Source organism: Komagataeibacter melaceti (assembly GCF_003403295.1).
Taxonomy (GTDB): domain Bacteria; phylum Pseudomonadota; class Alphaproteobacteria; order Acetobacterales; family Acetobacteraceae; genus Komagataeibacter; species Komagataeibacter melaceti.
This window is the reverse complement of the sequence record NZ_QUWV01000033.1, coordinates 25,354-40,619: the sequence shown is the minus strand read 5'-3', so window position 1 is coordinate 40,619 and position 15,266 is coordinate 25,354. Positions and strand designations below refer to the sequence as shown.

Here is a 15,266-nt window from a genome sequence, read left to right as displayed (position 1 = left end):
TGGGGGCGGCTGCTCGGGGCGATGCTGCTGGCGCTGGCGGCGGCAGGTCGTGCGCATGCGGCGGATGATCTGGTCACGCGTGGGGAATATGTGGCCCATGCGGCGGATTGCGGGGCCTGCCACACCAGGGCCGGTGGTGAGCCCTTTGCCGGGGGGCTGGCGTTTCACCTGCCCATGGGCACGCTGTACGCACCCAATATCACGCCCGATACCCAGACCGGCATAGGCCGGTATTCGGAGGCCGAGTTCATACGCGCCCTGCGCCAGGGCATCCGGCGCGATGGAGCGACGCTGTATCCCGCCATGCCCTATCCGTCCTACGCGCGGATGACGGATGACGACCTGCATGCGCTGTACGCCTATTTCATGCATGGGGTGAAGCCGGTTTCCCACCCTGTGGTCCAGACGGGCCTGACATGGCCGTTTTCCATGCGCTGGCCGCTGGTGCTGTGGCGCAGGCTGTTTGCACCCGATCCGGGCGAAGTCCAGCACCAGATGCGCGAACGCCAGTTTCCCGATGCGCTGGTGGCCCGTGGCAGCTATCTGGTCGAGGGGCCGGGGCATTGCGGCGCCTGCCATACCCCGCGCGCCATAACCATGCAGGAAAAGGCCCTGACGGCGCTGGACGGCACGGTTTACCTGTCCGGTGGCGCGCCGGTTGATGGCTGGCGGCCCGTCAGCCTGCGCGGGGACAACCGCACCGGGTTGGGGCGGTGGAACGAGCAGGACATCGTGCGCTTCCTCGCCACCGGGCGCATGCCGCTGGGGGCGGCTTTTGGCGGGATGACCGACGCCATCGGCCACGGCACCCAGCACCTGACCCCCACGGACCAGCTTGCGATTGCACGGTTCCTGAAAACCCTCTCGCCCCAGACCCCGGCGGCGGATGGGTGGAAATACGACCCCGCCGCGACCCTTGCCCTGCGCGCGGGTGATGTGTCCGCGCGTGGTGCGGCGCTGTATGTGGATAGCTGTGCCGCCTGCCACCGGACCGACGGGCGCGGCTACCCCACCACTTTCCCGCCGCTGGCGGGCAACCCCGTGGTCATGGACCCCACGCCGGATTCGCTCATCCGTATCGTGCTGGCGGGCCATGTTCTGCGTGCGACGCGGCAGACACCTTCCGCCTTTGTCATGCCCGGATTCGCCGCGCGCATGGATGATGCGGCCGTGGCGGATACCGTCACCTTCATCCGCGCGGCATGGGGCAACAATGCGCCAGCCGTAACGGCGGAAGATGTGGGCAGGATACGGCGCACGCTCGCGGCGGAGCACCCGCCGCTCTCGCTGCCCCTGAACTGATTGTGAAGCTGCCCGCCCCCGTGCCCTGATTGCCCATGCCACAATGACGGGCATGAATGAACGCAAGGCCGCAGAAGGGAGAAGGGGATGACAATGTCCATAAACAGGCGTGGCCTGCTGCTGGCCGCACCGGCGGTGGCAGTGGCAGGCCGCGCCCGTGCGGCGGAACCCGCGCAGGGGGCAAGCAACCGTGACCATGGCGTGGCGTCTTCCGGCCCGTTCGAGATCGTGGCCCGGTTCAACGGCCCCGGGCCATCGGGCATCGCGGTGACGCAGGGGCGTATTTTCGTGGGTTTTCCCCGCCATGCGGTCAACCACAAGGGCGCGACCCTTGCGGAACTGAAGGGTGGCCGCCTGCGCGCCTATCCCGATGCCGCGCAGAGCCTGCCATCGGACCGGCCCCCCGCCACGCGCCTCATGTCGGTGCATGGCATGACGACCGATACGCGGGGGCGGTTATGGATGATTGATGACGGCAAGCTCGCAGGCCAGCCCCTGGCCCCCGGGGCTGCCAAGATCATCGGCATCGACCCCGCGACCGATCGCGTATTTGCCCGCATCATCCTGCATGCGCCCGTCCTGCTGCCCGACAGCCACATGAACGACCTGCGCGTGGACCTGACCCATGGGGCGGAGGGCACGGTTTATGTAACCGATTCCTCCTTTGGTTCCTCACCCGCCCTTGTGGTGGTGGATGTGGCGACAGGCCGCCAGCGCCGCGTGCTGGCCAGCCATCCCTCCATTCAGGCCGAGCATGGATTCATGGCGGTGGTGGAGGGCAGGCCGCTGGTGTTCGATCCCCCAACGCACCCGCCCGCCTTCGTATCCGGCGGGGTGGATGGCATTACCCTCTCGCCCGATAGCGCCACGCTGTATTACAGCCCGCTGACCAGCAGGCGGTTATACGCCATCCCCACGGCACTCCTTTCCACCTTTTCCGCAACTGACGCCCAGCTTGCGCAGGGTATCCGTGACATGGGGGAAAAGGGCGTGGCCGATGGCCTCGCCACCGATGCGAAGGGCCGCATCTACACCACCAATTTCGAGCATGACGCCATTTTCCGCCGCAATACCGATGGCACGTTCGACACCATGGTCCATGACCCGCGCGTTCTCTCGCCCGATGGCATCTTTGTTGATGGTGACATGGTTTACTGCACGCTGGGGCAATGGAACCGCCTTGCTGGGTTCAATGGAGGCCATGACCTGCGGGTGCCGCCCTATTACCTGATCCGCTTTCCGGTGGACCCGCCCGCTGCCGTTGATGCGATGAAGGCCATGCCGGGCTAGTTGCCCCTTTCCCCGGCGGCGGAATTGCGGCAACAATTCCTCCATGAATATCATGTCGCGTATGATCCTGCCCCTGATGCGCCGTCTGGACCCCGAGGACGCCCATCGTATCGCCCTTGATGCCCTCCTGCTCGGTCTGGGTGGTGTCGCCCGCCCGGGTGCTGATGACCCGGCCCTGTCCGTACGGGCCATGGGGCTGCGTTTTCCCAATCCCATCGGCATGGCGGCCGGGTTTGACAAGAACGCGCAGGTGGTCCGCCCGCTGGCGCGCTCGGGCTTCGGGCTGGTCGAGGCCGGCACCGTCACCCCCCGCCCACAGCCCGGCAACCCGCAGCCGCGCCTGTTCCGGCTGACCGAAGACCGCGCCATCATCAACCGCATGGGGTTCAACAACCAGGGCATCGACCGCTTTGCCGTGCGCCTTGCGCGGCTGCACCGTGTGTCCTCGCCCCGGCGCGTGCCGGGCGCGCATGTGCCGGTCGGGGCCAATCTTGGCATCAACAAGACCGGTGCCGACCCCGAGCGCGATTACCCGATGCTGGTCGGTCGGGTGAAGCATTATGTCGATTATATCGTCATCAACCTGTCTTCCCCCAACACGCCGGGCCTGCGCGACCTGCTGGAAGCCTCGCGGCTGAAGGGGATTCTGGACGCGATCAACACCGCCCACCCCGAGCGGCCGCCGCTGCTGGTCAAGCTCTCGCCCGATATCGCGCCCGATGACGTGCCCAGCGTGGTCGAAGCCGCGATTGCGGGGGGCGTGCAGGGGCTGATCGTGTCCAACACCACCATTTCCCGCCCCGCCGGGCTGCGCAGCCCATATGCAACGGAAAAGGGCGGCCTGTCCGGTCGCCCGCTGCGCACGCTGGCACAGGAGATGCTGGCACGGGTGGCCCGCGTGGTTGACGGGCGCGTGGCGCTGGTGGCCTGCGGTGGGATCGAGACCGGCGCGGATATCCTTGACCGCGTGCGGGCAGGGGCGGATCTGGTGCAGATCTATACATCCTATGTCTATGAGGGACCGGGCATTATCGCCCGCCTCAAGGCAGAGACCCTGCGCGCCATGCGGGCAGGTGGGTTCGAGACGCTGGCTGATGCGAAAGGCACGGCGCTCAAATGAAATGGCATGACGGGCTGGCCGACCTTGCAGATGACTACGATGGCTTCATCCTGGACCTGTGGGGGGTCGTGCATAACGGTGTTGCCCCCTATCCCGGTGTGCTGGACTGCCTGAAGCGGCTGCGCGGCAGGGGGCAGCGTGTCGTGCTGCTGTCCAACGCACCCCGGCGCACGGCCACTGTGGAGCCGGGCCTGCACCGCATGGGCGTAAGTGCTGACCTGTATGACGCCATCATGACCAGCGGCGAATGTACGCACCGCATGCTGGCGGCGCGCACCGACAGGTGGTTCGCGGGCCTTGGCCGCCGGATGGTACATCTGGGGCCGGACAAGGATGTGGATGTCTATGCGGGGCTGGACCTGGATGTGGTCACGGACCCCGCACAGGCCGATTTCGTGCTCAATACCGGCCCGGATGCCGATCTGGGGGAGGAGGACATGACCCCCTACCTGCCCCTGCTGGAGAAATGCGTGGCCCACAAGCTGCCCATGATCTGCGCGAATCCCGACCAGCAGGTCATTCGCGGCCGGCAGCGCCTGATCTGTGCGGGGGCAATGGCAAGCTGGTACGAGGAACGTAACGGCACTGTGCGCTGGATCGGCAAGCCTTACCCGGAGGTCTATGATCTGGCACTGTCACTTCTGGCCGTGCCGCGTGATCGGGTGCTGGCGCTGGGTGATGCGCTGGCAACCGACATGCGTGGCGCCGCAACGGCGGGGATTGACGGCTGCTGGGTGCTGGGGGGCATCCATCAGGAAATGCTGGGTGGTAGCTGGGAGCAGGGCCGCAATCCTGACTATGACCTCGCGGTGGCGGAAGCCACCACGGCGGGACTGGCCCCGGTGGCCTGTATTCCCTCGCTGCGCTGGTAACTGGCCGAAAGTGCCGTAGGCCTGCCGTTCAGGCGTGGCCCGCGGCGGCGCTGAACCATGCCGGGTCGATCCGCACGCTGGCCAGCGCCTGCCGCCACTTGGCGTCATGATCGGGGCCGAACACGATGCTTTCGGTAGCGGGCGCGGTAATCCACGCATTGTGGTGCAGCATTTCATCCTCAAGCTGGCCCGCGTCCCAGCTTGCATGCCCCATGGCCAGCAGCGCATGGGCCGGGCCGTTGCCATCGGCTATGTCTCGCAGCACGTCCAGGCTGGCGGTCAGCGTGGTGGTGCGGTCCACCGGCAGGCTGCCATCGCCGCTCCAGTCCGATGTGTGCAGCACGAAACCGCGCCCGTTATCCATCGGCCCGCCCGCGCACAGGTTGATCCGGCGGCGTGGCGGCACGGGGGCAATGCCAAGCTGCTCCAGCACATCATCCAGAACGGGTTGTGACAGGCGGCGGTTGACGACAAGGCCCATGGCCCCGTCTTCTGGTGTGTGGGCGCATAGATAGACGACACTGCGCGCGAACGCCGGGTCGGTCAGGGCGGGGGTTGCCACCAGCAGGTGGCCGGTCAGGCTGCAGCCTGGAGTTGTCGTGAAGGGAGCCATGCACCACCATAGAACCTGATTTGTCCTGATTTGCAACTGTTTCAGGTACTACATGGGTTGGCGATTGCCCCTATCAGGGTATGCGGTCGGTATGCAAGGCTGGCCCCTGACCCCATCCACGCAGGAAGGAGAATTTCCATGACGCAGATCGCAATGGTAACCGGCGCCACGGCCGGATTCGGTCAGGCGATTGCCGAACGCCTCGTGCATGATGGCTACCGCGTGATCGCAACCGGCCGCAGGCAGGAACGCCTTGACGCCCTGGCCGCGCGCTTTGGTCCCGCCCTGCTGCCCTTCCGGCTGGATATGGATGACGCGGCGGCGATCGCGGCCGTGCCCACCACCTTGCCCGAAGCGTGGCGCGATGTGGACATACTGATCAACAATGCCGGACTGGCACTGGGAATGGAGAAAGCGCAGGAGGCGGACATCGCCAACTGGCAGACCATGATTTCCACCAACGTGACCGGCATGGCCGAACTGACGCGCGTGCTGCTGCCCGGCATGGTAGCGCGTGAGCGCGGGCATATCGTTTCGCTGGGCAGCACGGCGGGAATCTACCCCTATACGGGCGGTAACGTGTACGGCGCGACCAAGGCGTTTGTCAGGCAGTTCATGCGCAACCTGCGCTGTGACCTGCTGGGCCATAACGTGCGTGTGACCAACCTTGAGCCCGGCCTGTGCGGCGGCAGTGAGTTCAGCAATGTCCGCCTGCGCGATGACGCAAAGGCCGCGGCGGTCTATGAAGGCACGAAACCGCTGCTGCCCGCCGATATAGCCGAGACGGTGGCATGGGTTCTTTCCCTGCCGCGTCACGTCAACATTAACGAAATTGAAATGATGCCGACCTGTCAGGCAGCGGGCGGGCTTGCGGTTGCACGCGGCATGAAGGACTGAAGATGGTCAGCAAGGATATCAGCCGGAAACTGGCGCGCAGTTTCCGGGTCACGAACGGGCAGGGGTTCTCCCTTGCCGCCTGTCCCACCCGCGCAGCGGAAGCCTGCGGTCTGGACAAGAAAACCGGCAAGCAACTGCTCAGGACACGCATCAACGACCTGTCGCGCCTGCAATCCCTGCTGTACGCCGAGGGTACATGGTCCCTACTGGTGGTGCTGCAGGCGCTGGATGCGGGCGGCAAGGACGGCGTGATCAAGCATGTCATGTCGGGCATCAACCCGCAGGGGGTCAGTGTCACGTCATTCAAGCAGCCCGGCCCGGTTGAACTGGCGCATGGCTACCTGTGGCGTGAACATCTTGCCGCCCCCATGGCGGGCCGGATCGGCATCTTCAACCGCAGCCATTATGAGGAAGTGCTGGTTACGCGCGTGCACCCCGAACTGCTGGACCATGAATGCCTGCCGCCACGGCTGCGCAAGCAGTCCTCGTTCTGGGAAGACCGTTATCAGGACATCAGCCATTTCGAGCGGTACATGGCGCGGCAGGGAACGGTCGTGCTCAAATTCTTCCTGCATATTTCCAAGGAGGAACAGCGCAAGCGTTTCCTGCGCCGTATCGACCATCATTCCAAGAACTGGAAATTTTCCGCAGCCGACATCCGTGAACGCCACTACTGGGATGACTACCAGCATGCGTATGAGGATGCGATCCGCCACACGGCCCACCCCGACGCCCCGTGGTTTGTGGTACCGGCGGACCAGAAATGGTTTGAACGGTTGGTGGTGATCGAAGCGATTATCGACGCACTGGAAAAGATGGACCTGAAGGTGCCGACACTTGACCCGGCCATGAAGGCGGAGATGGAAAAGGCCCGTCAGGAACTTCTGGCCGAAGCCCCGCCGCCCGCGCATGGCGTGGCCCACGGCCCGCTTCATTGACGGCCGGGGCCACACCCCGCAAAAGACTGTGATCTTATACGGGGAGGGAGCAGTCCGATGGCGGCAGGGTGGTTACGACAGTACGGTGTGATGGGGCTGATGGCGGCTCTCGCCACACAGGCGATGGTGCCATCCGCTGCTTATGCCCGGAGTCGGGACCATGCGCGCACGGAGGCACAATATGCCCAGCCCGAGGCCGGGCCGGTGCCGTTGCAGTGCGATGATCGCAAATTCCTGGCCGATGTGGAAATGGCGGAAAGCGCCTCCGGCCCCCATGCCGACCGGGTCGAGCATGTGTGTGGCCGTGTAATCGCGGTGTCACGCGCACGGCGCACCCGTAGCGGCTGGCATGGATATTTCTATGTTGATGTCGGCAGTGGCGTGTCCATCCGCATCGTGTCCGATCTGGACCGCATGTCGGCCCCCGCATGGCCATGGGTGGCCAAGGGGGATCAGGCCGATGTGCTGGGGCGGTATTATTATGACAGCCCGCGCAGCCAGGGCATTGACTGGACACACCACGGCACGGGTCGTAACTGGCCGGTGGAAGGCTATGTCGTGATCAACGGTAGCCGCTACCAGTAAAATTCGGATAACGCCGCCTTTTTTCAGAAAGGCGGCGTCCGGAAACCATCATCTGGCTGTTTTCAGAAAACCTGCCCCGGTCCTTATCCGCGCGGCCCCAGCAAAATGATAGCGGCCCCAAGTAGGCAGATCGCAGCACCGGTCATGTCCCACCGGTCGGGCGGCAGGCCCTCCACCAGCCATGACCAGATCAGGCTGGCCGCGATATAGACGCCACCGTAAATGGCATAGGCCCGGCCCGCGTTATCCGCCGGGCTGAAGGTCAGCATCCATGCGAACAGGGCCAGGCAAATCCCGCCCGGTATCAGCACAAGCGCGGAACGCCCCAGGCGCATCCATGCCCAGAAGCAGAAACACCCGCCGATCTCAGCAAAGGCGGCAGGAATGTAGATGGCGGCGGTAAGCATCATTGCTTCATGCCATGGGGCAGGAGAGCCCACAAGAAAACAGGGGCCATTTCTGGCCCCTGTCCTTCAGGTCCGTGTTGAAAACTGCTGTTAGTCGGCAGCTTCCGCTTCGCGGGTGCTGTCCCCTTCATCCCCTTCGGCGGAAGCGTTTTCCGCGGTGGAGATGTATTCAAAGTCAAGCTTGCCATCCTTGAGCGAAATCTTGGCGACCCCACCCTTGGTCAGCTTGCCAAACAGCAGTTCTTCCGCCAGCGGCTTCTTGATGTATTCCTGAATGACCCGGCCCAGCGGCCGGGCGCCATACAGGCGGTCATAGCCGCGTTCCGCCAGCCATTCACGCGCGGCAGACGAGATCTCGATCATCACGTTCCGGTCCGCCAGCTGGGCTTCAAGCTGGAAGATGAACTTCTCCACCACCCGGTCCACCACTTCGGGCGACAGGTTGGCGAACGGAATGATCGCATCAAGCCGGTTACGGAACTCCGGCGTGAAGATGCGCTTGATTGCATCCTCGTCATCCCCGTCGCGCGACGTGCGGCCAAACCCGATCGCTTCCTTGCTCAGGTCGGCAGCGCCCGCGTTTGTCGTCATGATCAGCACAACATTGCGGAAATCGACCGTCTTGCCGTTGTGGTCGGTCAGCCGCCCGTGGTCCATGACCTGCAGCAGCACGTTGTACAGGTCCTGGTGTGCCTTCTCGATTTCATCAAGCAGCAGGACCGCATGCGGGTGCTGGTCGATGGCGTCCGTCAGCAGGCCACCCTGGTCGAACCCGACATAACCCGGCGGCGCGCCGATCAGGCGGGAAATCGAATGACGCTCCATGTATTCCGACATGTCGAAGCGGATCAGTTCGATGCCCAGCGTGCTGGCAAGCTGCTTGGCCACTTCCGTCTTGCCGACACCCGTGGGGCCGGAGAACAGGTAGTTGCCAATCGGCTTTTCGGGGTCGCGCAGCCCGGCGCGGGACAGCTTGATCGCGGCCGTCAGGGTCTCGATCGCCTTGTCCTGCCCATAGACCATGCCCTTGAGGTCACGTTCGAGCGAACGCAGGGTTTCCTTGTCATCGGTGGAAACGCTCTTGGGCGGAATACGGGCGATCTTCGCTACGATGTCCTCCACATCCTTCAGGGTCACGGTCTTGCGGCGGCGGTTTTCCGGCACCAGCATGCGTGATGCCCCGACCTCGTCAATCACGTCGATGGCCTTGTCGGGCAGCTTGCGGTCATGGATGTACTTGGCGGACAGTTCCACCGCACCCCGGATCGCGTCATCGGTGTAGCGCACCTTGTGGTGCTTTTCGTAATTGATCTTGAGCCCGCGCAGGATCTTGACCGCATCATCGACCGAGGGTTCCGCCACATCGATTTTCTGGAACCGGCGTACCAGCGCACGGTCCTTTTCAAAGTGCTGGCGGTATTCCTTGTAGGTGGTCGAACCCATGCAGCGCAGCGTGCCCGCCGCCAGTGCGGGCTTGAGCAGGTTGGAGGCATCCATCGCCCCGCCCGATGTCGCGCCCGCGCCGATGACGGTGTGGATCTCGTCAATGAACAGGATGCTGCCGGGGTTGTTGTCGAGTTCGGTCACGACCGCCTTCAGCCGTTCCTCGAAATCACCACGGTAGCGCGTGCCCGCCAGCAGCGCGCCCATGTCCAGCGAATAGATGGTGGCGTTGAGCAGGACCTCGGGCACGTCCCCTTCGACAATGCGCTTGGCCAGTCCCTCGGCAATGGCGGTCTTGCCCACGCCCGGGTCACCCACATAGAGCGGGTTGTTCTTGGTGCGGCGGCACAGGATCTGGATGGTGCGCTCGATTTCGGAGTCGCGCCCGATCAGGGGATCGACCTTGCCGTCCAGCGCCTTTTCATTGAGGTTGGTGCAGTAGGTGGACAGCGCATCCTGGCTCTTCTGCCCGGCCTTGCCGCGTTCCTCGCCTTCCGTGCCCTCGGGCGCGCTGCCAGCCACGGGGCGGCGCGTGGAGCGGTCCGGAGCCTTGGCAATGCCGTGGGAGATGAAGTTGACCGCATCCAGCCGCGTCATGTCCTGCAGCTGCAGGAAATAGACGGCATGGCTCTCGCGCTCGGCAAACAGGGCGACCAGTACATTCGCGCCCGTCACCTCGTCACGCCCGGTTGACTGGACATGGATGGCGGCGCGCTGGATCACGCGCTGGAAGGCGGCGGTCGGCTTGGGGTCAACCGTACGGTCGGCGGCGAGTCCCGCCAGGTCCTTGTCAAGGAAGTCGGTGAGGTCAGTGCGCACCTTGTTCAGGTCCACCCCGCATGCGCGGAACACCGTTACGGCATCCGGGTCATCAATCAGCGCGAGGAGGAGGTGCTCAAGTGTTGCATATTCATGCCGACGATCGCCGGCCAACGTCAGCGCACGGTGAAGCGTCTGTTCAAGATTACGTGACAACATGCCGAGACGCTCCTTTTCCAAGAGGGGCCATCGTGGCCCCGGAGATCATAACCGGTAGGTCAGGACAATCCTTGCCCTGTTGCGGTGGAAATGCCAGCACAAAATGCCATGGAACGCGATCGCATCGTGGTGAGGGCTGGGGTACGAATCTGTCCGTGGGGTTTCAGTCCTTTTCGATCGTGCACTGCAGCGGGTGCTGGTTCTGGCGGGCCAGGTCCATCACCTGTGTTACTTTGGTTTCCGCCACCTCATACGTAAAGACCCCGCAGACCCCGACGCCGCGTTTGTGAACATGCAGCATGATGTCGGTCGCCTCCTCGCGGTTCTTCTGGAAAAACCGCTCCAGCACATGCACCACGAATTCCATGGGCGTGTAGTCGTCGTTCAGCATCAGCACCTTGTACATCGCCGGCTTGCGGGTCTGTGGGCGGGTGCGGATGACCACATCAATCATGCCGTCATCATTGTTACCAGGAGGTGAATCCTGCCCGCCGTTATGGCGTGGCGGCGTGTTGCCGCCATGTCCGTGCGGACGGAAGCGTTCCATGCCGGGGTGCGGCACGGTCTGGGGCAGGGAGGGGCGAACGATAGCAGACATGACAGTTACCATATTGGAACTCTGCCGCTGGTTGAAAGGGGCGTGTGCGCGGATGACGGGATTTTTTGCATCCGTCCGCCCCCATAATGCCACTGGCGTTAACGCGGGCGGAATTCAAATACGCTCTGGACGGATATAAAACCTTTCTTTTAGTATGGTTGCAGCCACGCAACCCATGACTGGATGGAGGGGTGCCGGATAACCACCGGGCACCCGGAAACCGTATGATGAATATTGCACGCGCAGGTTTCGCCATTCCATGAGCCACGCCCCAGCCACCAGCCTTTCGCGCATGAAGGTAGCAGCCGCCGTCGGGCTGGTCATCGGGTGTGGCGGCATGCAGGCCGCACACGCCCAGTACGTCGGGCAGGTCAGCACGATCGTGGTCGATGCCGGCAGCGGGGCGGTGCTCTCGCAGCAGGACGCGGACCTGCGGCGCTACCCCGCCAGCCTTACCAAACTTATGACGCTTTACCTGACATTCAAGGCCGTGCGGACGGGGCAGGTCTCGCTGGATCAGGTCATGCCGGTGTCAGCCCACGCGGCGGCCATGGAACCCTCCAAGCTTGGCCTGCGGCCGGGTTCGCACCTGACGGTGGAGCAGGCCGTCCTCGCGCTTGTCACCAAATCCGCCAATGACGCCGCCTGCGCGCTGGGTGAATTCCTCGGCGGCGGGGACGAGACCCGCTTTGCCGCGATGATGACGCGTGAGGCCGGTCGGCTGGGCATGTACGACACCGTGTTCCGCAATGCCTCCGGCCTGCCGAATCCGGAGCAGATGACTTCGGCGCGCGACCTTGCCACGCTGGCGCGGCACCTGATCGTGGATTACGGCGAATACTACCATTACTTCGCGGTGCCCGGATTCTATTTCCATGGCCGGACCGTGCCCAATCATGACCCGATGCTGGGCGCCTATCCCGGCGCCGATGGCCTCAAGACCGGTTATACCGATGAGGCGGGGCACAACCTGGTCACATCGGCAGTGCGGGACAATGTCCGGCTGATCGGCGTGGTCATGGGGGCAACTTCCAACAGCCGCCGCAACAAGACCATGGCGTCCCTGCTCGACACAAGCTTCCAGGCCGAAGGTGTGGCCCCGGTGCCCGCCACCCGCCCCGCAATGCGCCCGCTGCTGCTGGCCCGTGCCACGGGGGCTTCTACCTCCGCGCATCATGGCCTGCGCCTTGCTTCCGCCCGCGTGCATGGTGGTGCGGATCAGGTTGCGGCCCTGCCTGCCATTCCTGCCGCCTATACCCGGCTCAGGCACGGGCATGGTACGGTCGTGCACGCCCGTCCGGTGCCGGTGCGCGCGCATGTGCATCTGGTGGGTATGGGGCGTGTGGCGCATGGCGCACACAGCCATGCGAAGGCCCGAAGCTGACAGCAGCCATCCCGCGCTGTATAGGAACCCCATTATCCATCCGGCGTGGCTGACAGGCGGCACAGGCAGGTGCCTGCCGTCCCTTGCATGACCGCGGGCGGGTGGTCATGTGTCGAGTACAGGAAAGGATGACGGCATGGAAGGCGATATGCACGGCGGCGGGGTGCAGCTTCACGCCCCGGAAGATTTTGCCGGTATGCGTGCGGCCGGGCAGCTTGCCGCCCGCACGCTGGACATGATCACGCCACACGTGCGTGAAGGGGTGACCACGGGTGAACTCGACAGGCTGATCCATGACTACATGGTGGCCAATGGCGCGGTTCCCGCAACGCTGGGGTACCGGGGCTATCCGGCTTCAAGCTGTATCTCGATCAACCATGTGGTCTGCCATGGCATTCCGGGTGATCGGGCGCTGAAGGATGGTGACATCCTCAATATCGACGTAACCGTCATCCTTGATGGCTGGTACGGCGATACCAGCCGCATGTACACGGTCGGCAATGTCTCCATCAAGGCGCAGAAGCTGATCGAGGCGACGTACAAGGCCCTCATGCTGTCCATCGAGGCCGTGCGGCCGGGTGTCACGCTGGGTGATATCGGGCACGTGATCCAGACCTATGCCGAAGCGCGCCGTTTTTCGGTGGTGCGGGATTTCTGTGGCCATGGAATCGGCCGCACCTTCCACGCGCCGCCCAACGTGCTGCATTACGGTCGCCCCGGTGAGGGGCTGGTGCTGCGTCCAGGCATGTTCTTCACCATCGAGCCCATGCTCAATATCGGGCGGCCCGATGTGAAGATCCTTGATGATGGCTGGACAGCGGTTACGCGCGACCGTTCGCTCTCCGCCCAGTTCGAGCACATGCTGGGTGTTACGGAAGACGGGTGCGAGGTCTTCACCCTTTCGCCCGCGGGCTACACCTGCCCGCCTTATCCGCCGGTGGCATAAGACCAGCAGGAACGGGAGCCTCCATGCCTTTTGCCTGTGCGCTGCGTTGCCGCGTGGCCTTTCTTGCGCTTCTGGGCCTGAGCCTGCCGGTGGGCGCGCAGGCCCAGACCACCACGACCGACCCGCTCGCGTTCGAGACGACCCGCACGGGTCAGGCCGTGGCGCTGGCCCCGGTTCCGGGGCGCAACGGCATGGTGGTCAGCGCGCAGGATATCGCCTCCCGCGTGGGGGCGGATATGCTGGCGCGGGGTGGCAATGCGGTGGATGCGGCGGCAGCCGTCGCCTATGCGCTGGCGGTGGTCTATCCGGCCGCAGGCAATATCGGCGGCGGTGGCTTCATGACGCTGCGCACGCCGGACGGGCATGTGAGTTTTGTGGATTTCCGTGAACATGCGCCGGGCGCGGCCACGCCCACCATGTACCAGGATGCGGCGGGCAATGTCGAGGCCGGGGCCTCCGTCACCGGGTGGCGGGCCGTGGCCGTTCCCGGCACCGTGGCGGGGATAGAGCAGGTGCATGACCGCTATGGCAGCCTGCCGCGTGCGACGGTCATGGCACCGGCCATCGCACTGGCGCGCGACGGTTTTGTCCTGAAGCAGAGTGACGTTGACCTGCTCCATACTTCTACCGAAACCTTTGCGAAGGACCCCTACGCACGCAGGATTTTCCTGCACCCTGACGGCTCGCCCCTCATGGCGGGGGAGCGGCTGGTGCAGGCTGATCTGGCCCGCACGCTGGAGCGGATTTCCCGCCATGGCGCCCGCGCTTTCTATAGCGGCCCCATTGCGCGTGAAATCGTCAGGACCAGCGCCAGGCGGGGTGGCATCCTGACCCGGCGGGACCTTGGCGCCTACCATACGCGCGTCATGACGCCGCTGGCATGTGACTATCGCGGCTATCATATTGATACCGCCCCGCCACCCAGCGGGGGCGGCATCGCGCTGTGTGAGATGCTGAATATCCTGTCCGGCTACGACATGCATGCCCTTGGCCTGCATACGGCCCCCGGCGTGCAGCGCATGCTCGAGGCCATGCGCCATGCCTATGCCGACCGGCAGGCGCTGGGTGACCCGGATTTTGTCAGCAACCCGGTGCAGCACCTGAACGATCCCGCCTATGCGCGTGAGATCCGGCGCTACCTGCCCCTTGATCGTGCACTCCCCTCCGCCAGCCTGCGCGCTGGTGCGCCCGGCCCGGAAAAGGAGGAGACGACCCATTATTCCATCGCGGACAGAAACGGCATGGCCGTGGCCGTGACCTATACGCTCAATGGCTGGTTCGGGGCGGGCGTGGTGGCGGGGCGCACCGGCATCGTGATGAATGACGAGATGGACGATTTCTCCACCCGTCCCGGCGCGCCCAACATGTTCGGCATCGTCGGCAGCACGGCCAACGCGATCGCGCCGGGCAAGACGCCCCTTTCCTCCATGGCGCCCACCATCGTCTCACGCGCGGGGCAGCCGGTCATGGTGCTGGGTAGCCCGGGCGGGTCGCGTATCCCCACCATCATCCTGTCCGTGCTGACGGGCGTGGTCGATTACGGGCTGGACGTGCAGCAGGCCGTTGACCTGCCCCGCATCCATGAACAGTGGCAGCCCGATGTGGTGGAGGTGGAACGCGGCGCGCTCTCGCCCGCCGTCACGCGCAGGCTCACGCGTGAGGGATACACCATAAAGGAACACGCCCCCTGGGGGCTGGCTGAAAGCATCCTGGCCGGTGGCCCGCGTATCGGGCAGGCCAGCACCATGCGCTATTATGGCGGGGCGGACATGCGCCACCAGTCCGGCGCGGCGGTGGGGCAGTAGGCAGGGCTGGAGCGGACCGCGCTTTTCAGGCCGTATCCGGTGGCGGATGCGATTTTTTGTCCGGCCCCCTTGTGCATGGGGCGGGGGT

Annotated in this window: 14 protein-coding genes; 10 read left to right on the top strand and 4 right to left on the bottom strand. The window is 64.6% G+C overall.

The features are described from left to right. The first annotated feature begins 21 nt into the window (after positions 1-21). The 4 genes from DY926_RS04315 to DY926_RS04300 all read left to right on the top strand — a co-directional run bounded on the left by DY926_RS04315 (position 22) and on the right by DY926_RS04300 (position 4,584). Positions 22-1,302: a cytochrome c gene (locus DY926_RS04315; RefSeq protein WP_241503058.1), complete on the top strand. Its 1,281-nt coding sequence runs from the start codon at positions 22-24 to the stop codon at positions 1,300-1,302. A gap of 87 nt (positions 1,303-1,389) precedes the next feature. After that, positions 1,390-2,592, top strand: a complete 1,203-nt coding sequence (locus tag DY926_RS04310) for an L-dopachrome tautomerase-related protein (RefSeq protein WP_116702244.1) — start codon at positions 1,390-1,392, stop codon at positions 2,590-2,592. Between the two features lie 43 nt (positions 2,593-2,635). Beyond that, positions 2,636-3,712: a quinone-dependent dihydroorotate dehydrogenase gene (locus DY926_RS04305; RefSeq protein ID WP_116702243.1), complete on the top strand. Its 1,077-nt coding sequence runs from the start codon at positions 2,636-2,638 to the stop codon at positions 3,710-3,712. Further along, positions 3,709-4,584, top strand: a complete 876-nt coding sequence (locus DY926_RS04300) for a TIGR01459 family HAD-type hydrolase (protein ID WP_116702242.1) — start codon at positions 3,709-3,711, stop codon at positions 4,582-4,584. The genes DY926_RS04305 and DY926_RS04300 overlap by 4 nt, the downstream gene beginning before the upstream one ends. Before the next feature lie 28 nt (positions 4,585-4,612). Here the strand turns inward: DY926_RS04300 and DY926_RS04295 are convergent, their stop codons facing one another. Then, positions 4,613-5,197, bottom strand: coding sequence for a YqgE/AlgH family protein (locus DY926_RS04295; protein ID WP_116702241.1), 585 nt, complete (start codon positions 5,195-5,197; stop codon positions 4,613-4,615). A gap of 138 nt (positions 5,198-5,335) precedes the next feature. On the opposite strand from DY926_RS04295, the gene DY926_RS04290 reads away from it, so the two are divergent. The 3 genes from DY926_RS04290 (at position 5,336) to DY926_RS04280 (ending at position 7,617) form a co-directional block, all read left to right on the top strand. Further along, on the top strand, positions 5,336-6,094 hold the full coding sequence (locus DY926_RS04290) for an SDR family NAD(P)-dependent oxidoreductase (protein WP_116702240.1): 759 nt from the start codon (positions 5,336-5,338) through the stop codon (positions 6,092-6,094). Between the two features lie 2 nt (positions 6,095-6,096). Continuing rightward, positions 6,097-7,032, top strand: coding sequence for a polyphosphate kinase 2 family protein (locus tag DY926_RS04285; RefSeq protein ID WP_186336075.1), 936 nt, complete (start codon positions 6,097-6,099; stop codon positions 7,030-7,032). Between the two features lie 99 nt (positions 7,033-7,131). Beyond that, positions 7,132-7,617: a hypothetical protein gene (locus DY926_RS04280; RefSeq protein ID WP_241503053.1), complete on the top strand. Its 486-nt coding sequence runs from the start codon at positions 7,132-7,134 to the stop codon at positions 7,615-7,617. Between the two features lie 83 nt (positions 7,618-7,700). Here the strand turns inward: DY926_RS04280 and DY926_RS04275 are convergent, their stop codons facing one another. The 3 genes from DY926_RS04275 to clpS all read right to left on the bottom strand — a co-directional run bounded on the left by DY926_RS04275 (position 7,701) and on the right by clpS (position 10,992). Then, positions 7,701-8,024 carry a YnfA family protein gene (locus tag DY926_RS04275; protein ID WP_116702270.1) on the bottom strand — a complete coding sequence of 108 codons (324 nt, stop codon included), beginning with the start codon at positions 8,022-8,024 and terminating at the stop codon, positions 7,701-7,703. Positions 8,025-8,114: 90 nt separating this feature from the next. Continuing rightward, on the bottom strand, positions 8,115-10,445 hold the full coding sequence (gene clpA / locus DY926_RS04270; protein ID WP_116702237.1) for an ATP-dependent Clp protease ATP-binding subunit ClpA: 2,331 nt from the start codon (positions 10,443-10,445) through the stop codon (positions 8,115-8,117). A gap of 163 nt (positions 10,446-10,608) precedes the next feature. Further along, positions 10,609-10,992 (bottom strand): ATP-dependent Clp protease adapter ClpS, encoded by a 384-nt coding sequence (clpS, locus tag DY926_RS04265; protein WP_116702269.1) that lies wholly within the window; start codon positions 10,990-10,992, stop codon positions 10,609-10,611. A 310-nt stretch (positions 10,993-11,302) separates the two neighbouring features. Here clpS and DY926_RS04260 point away from each other — a divergent pair, with 310 nt between their 5' ends. From DY926_RS04260 to ggt, 3 genes are all read left to right on the top strand, one after another. Beyond that, the gene (locus DY926_RS04260; protein ID WP_116702236.1) at positions 11,303-12,427 is read left to right on the top strand and encodes a D-alanyl-D-alanine carboxypeptidase family protein; all 1,125 of its coding nucleotides are present in this window, start codon (positions 11,303-11,305) and stop codon (positions 12,425-12,427) included. 136 nt (positions 12,428-12,563) lie between these two features. Continuing rightward, on the top strand, positions 12,564-13,373 hold the full coding sequence (map, locus tag DY926_RS04255) for a type I methionyl aminopeptidase (protein ID WP_116702235.1): 810 nt from the start codon (positions 12,564-12,566) through the stop codon (positions 13,371-13,373). 23 nt (positions 13,374-13,396) lie between these two features. Continuing rightward, positions 13,397-15,178: a gamma-glutamyltransferase gene (ggt, locus tag DY926_RS04250; RefSeq protein WP_116702234.1), complete on the top strand. Its 1,782-nt coding sequence runs from the start codon at positions 13,397-13,399 to the stop codon at positions 15,176-15,178. Positions 15,179-15,266 lie beyond the last annotated feature (88 nt).

Coding starts and splice junctions, on each gene's coding strand:
- DY926_RS04315 (WP_241503058.1), top strand. CDS start 22: ATGCTGCTGGCGCTGGCGGCGGCAGGTCGTGCGCATGCGGCGGATGAT.
- DY926_RS04310 (WP_116702244.1), top strand. CDS start 1,390: ATGACAATGTCCATAAACAGGCGTGGCCTGCTGCTGGCCGCACCGGCG.
- DY926_RS04305 (WP_116702243.1), top strand. CDS start 2,636: ATGAATATCATGTCGCGTATGATCCTGCCCCTGATGCGCCGTCTGGAC.
- DY926_RS04300 (WP_116702242.1), top strand. CDS start 3,709: ATGAAATGGCATGACGGGCTGGCCGACCTTGCAGATGACTACGATGGC.
- DY926_RS04295 (WP_116702241.1), bottom strand. CDS start 5,197: ATGGCTCCCTTCACGACAACTCCAGGCTGCAGCCTGACCGGCCACCTG.
- DY926_RS04290 (WP_116702240.1), top strand. CDS start 5,336: ATGACGCAGATCGCAATGGTAACCGGCGCCACGGCCGGATTCGGTCAG.
- DY926_RS04285 (WP_186336075.1), top strand. CDS start 6,097: ATGGTCAGCAAGGATATCAGCCGGAAACTGGCGCGCAGTTTCCGGGTC.
- DY926_RS04280 (WP_241503053.1), top strand. CDS start 7,132: ATGGCGGCTCTCGCCACACAGGCGATGGTGCCATCCGCTGCTTATGCC.
- DY926_RS04275 (WP_116702270.1), bottom strand. CDS start 8,024: ATGCTTACCGCCGCCATCTACATTCCTGCCGCCTTTGCTGAGATCGGC.
- clpA (WP_116702237.1), bottom strand. CDS start 10,445: ATGTTGTCACGTAATCTTGAACAGACGCTTCACCGTGCGCTGACGTTG.
- clpS (WP_116702269.1), bottom strand. CDS start 10,992: ATGGAACGCTTCCGTCCGCACGGACATGGCGGCAACACGCCGCCACGC.
- DY926_RS04260 (WP_116702236.1), top strand. CDS start 11,303: ATGAGCCACGCCCCAGCCACCAGCCTTTCGCGCATGAAGGTAGCAGCC.
- map (WP_116702235.1), top strand. CDS start 12,564: ATGGAAGGCGATATGCACGGCGGCGGGGTGCAGCTTCACGCCCCGGAA.
- ggt (WP_116702234.1), top strand. CDS start 13,397: ATGCCTTTTGCCTGTGCGCTGCGTTGCCGCGTGGCCTTTCTTGCGCTT.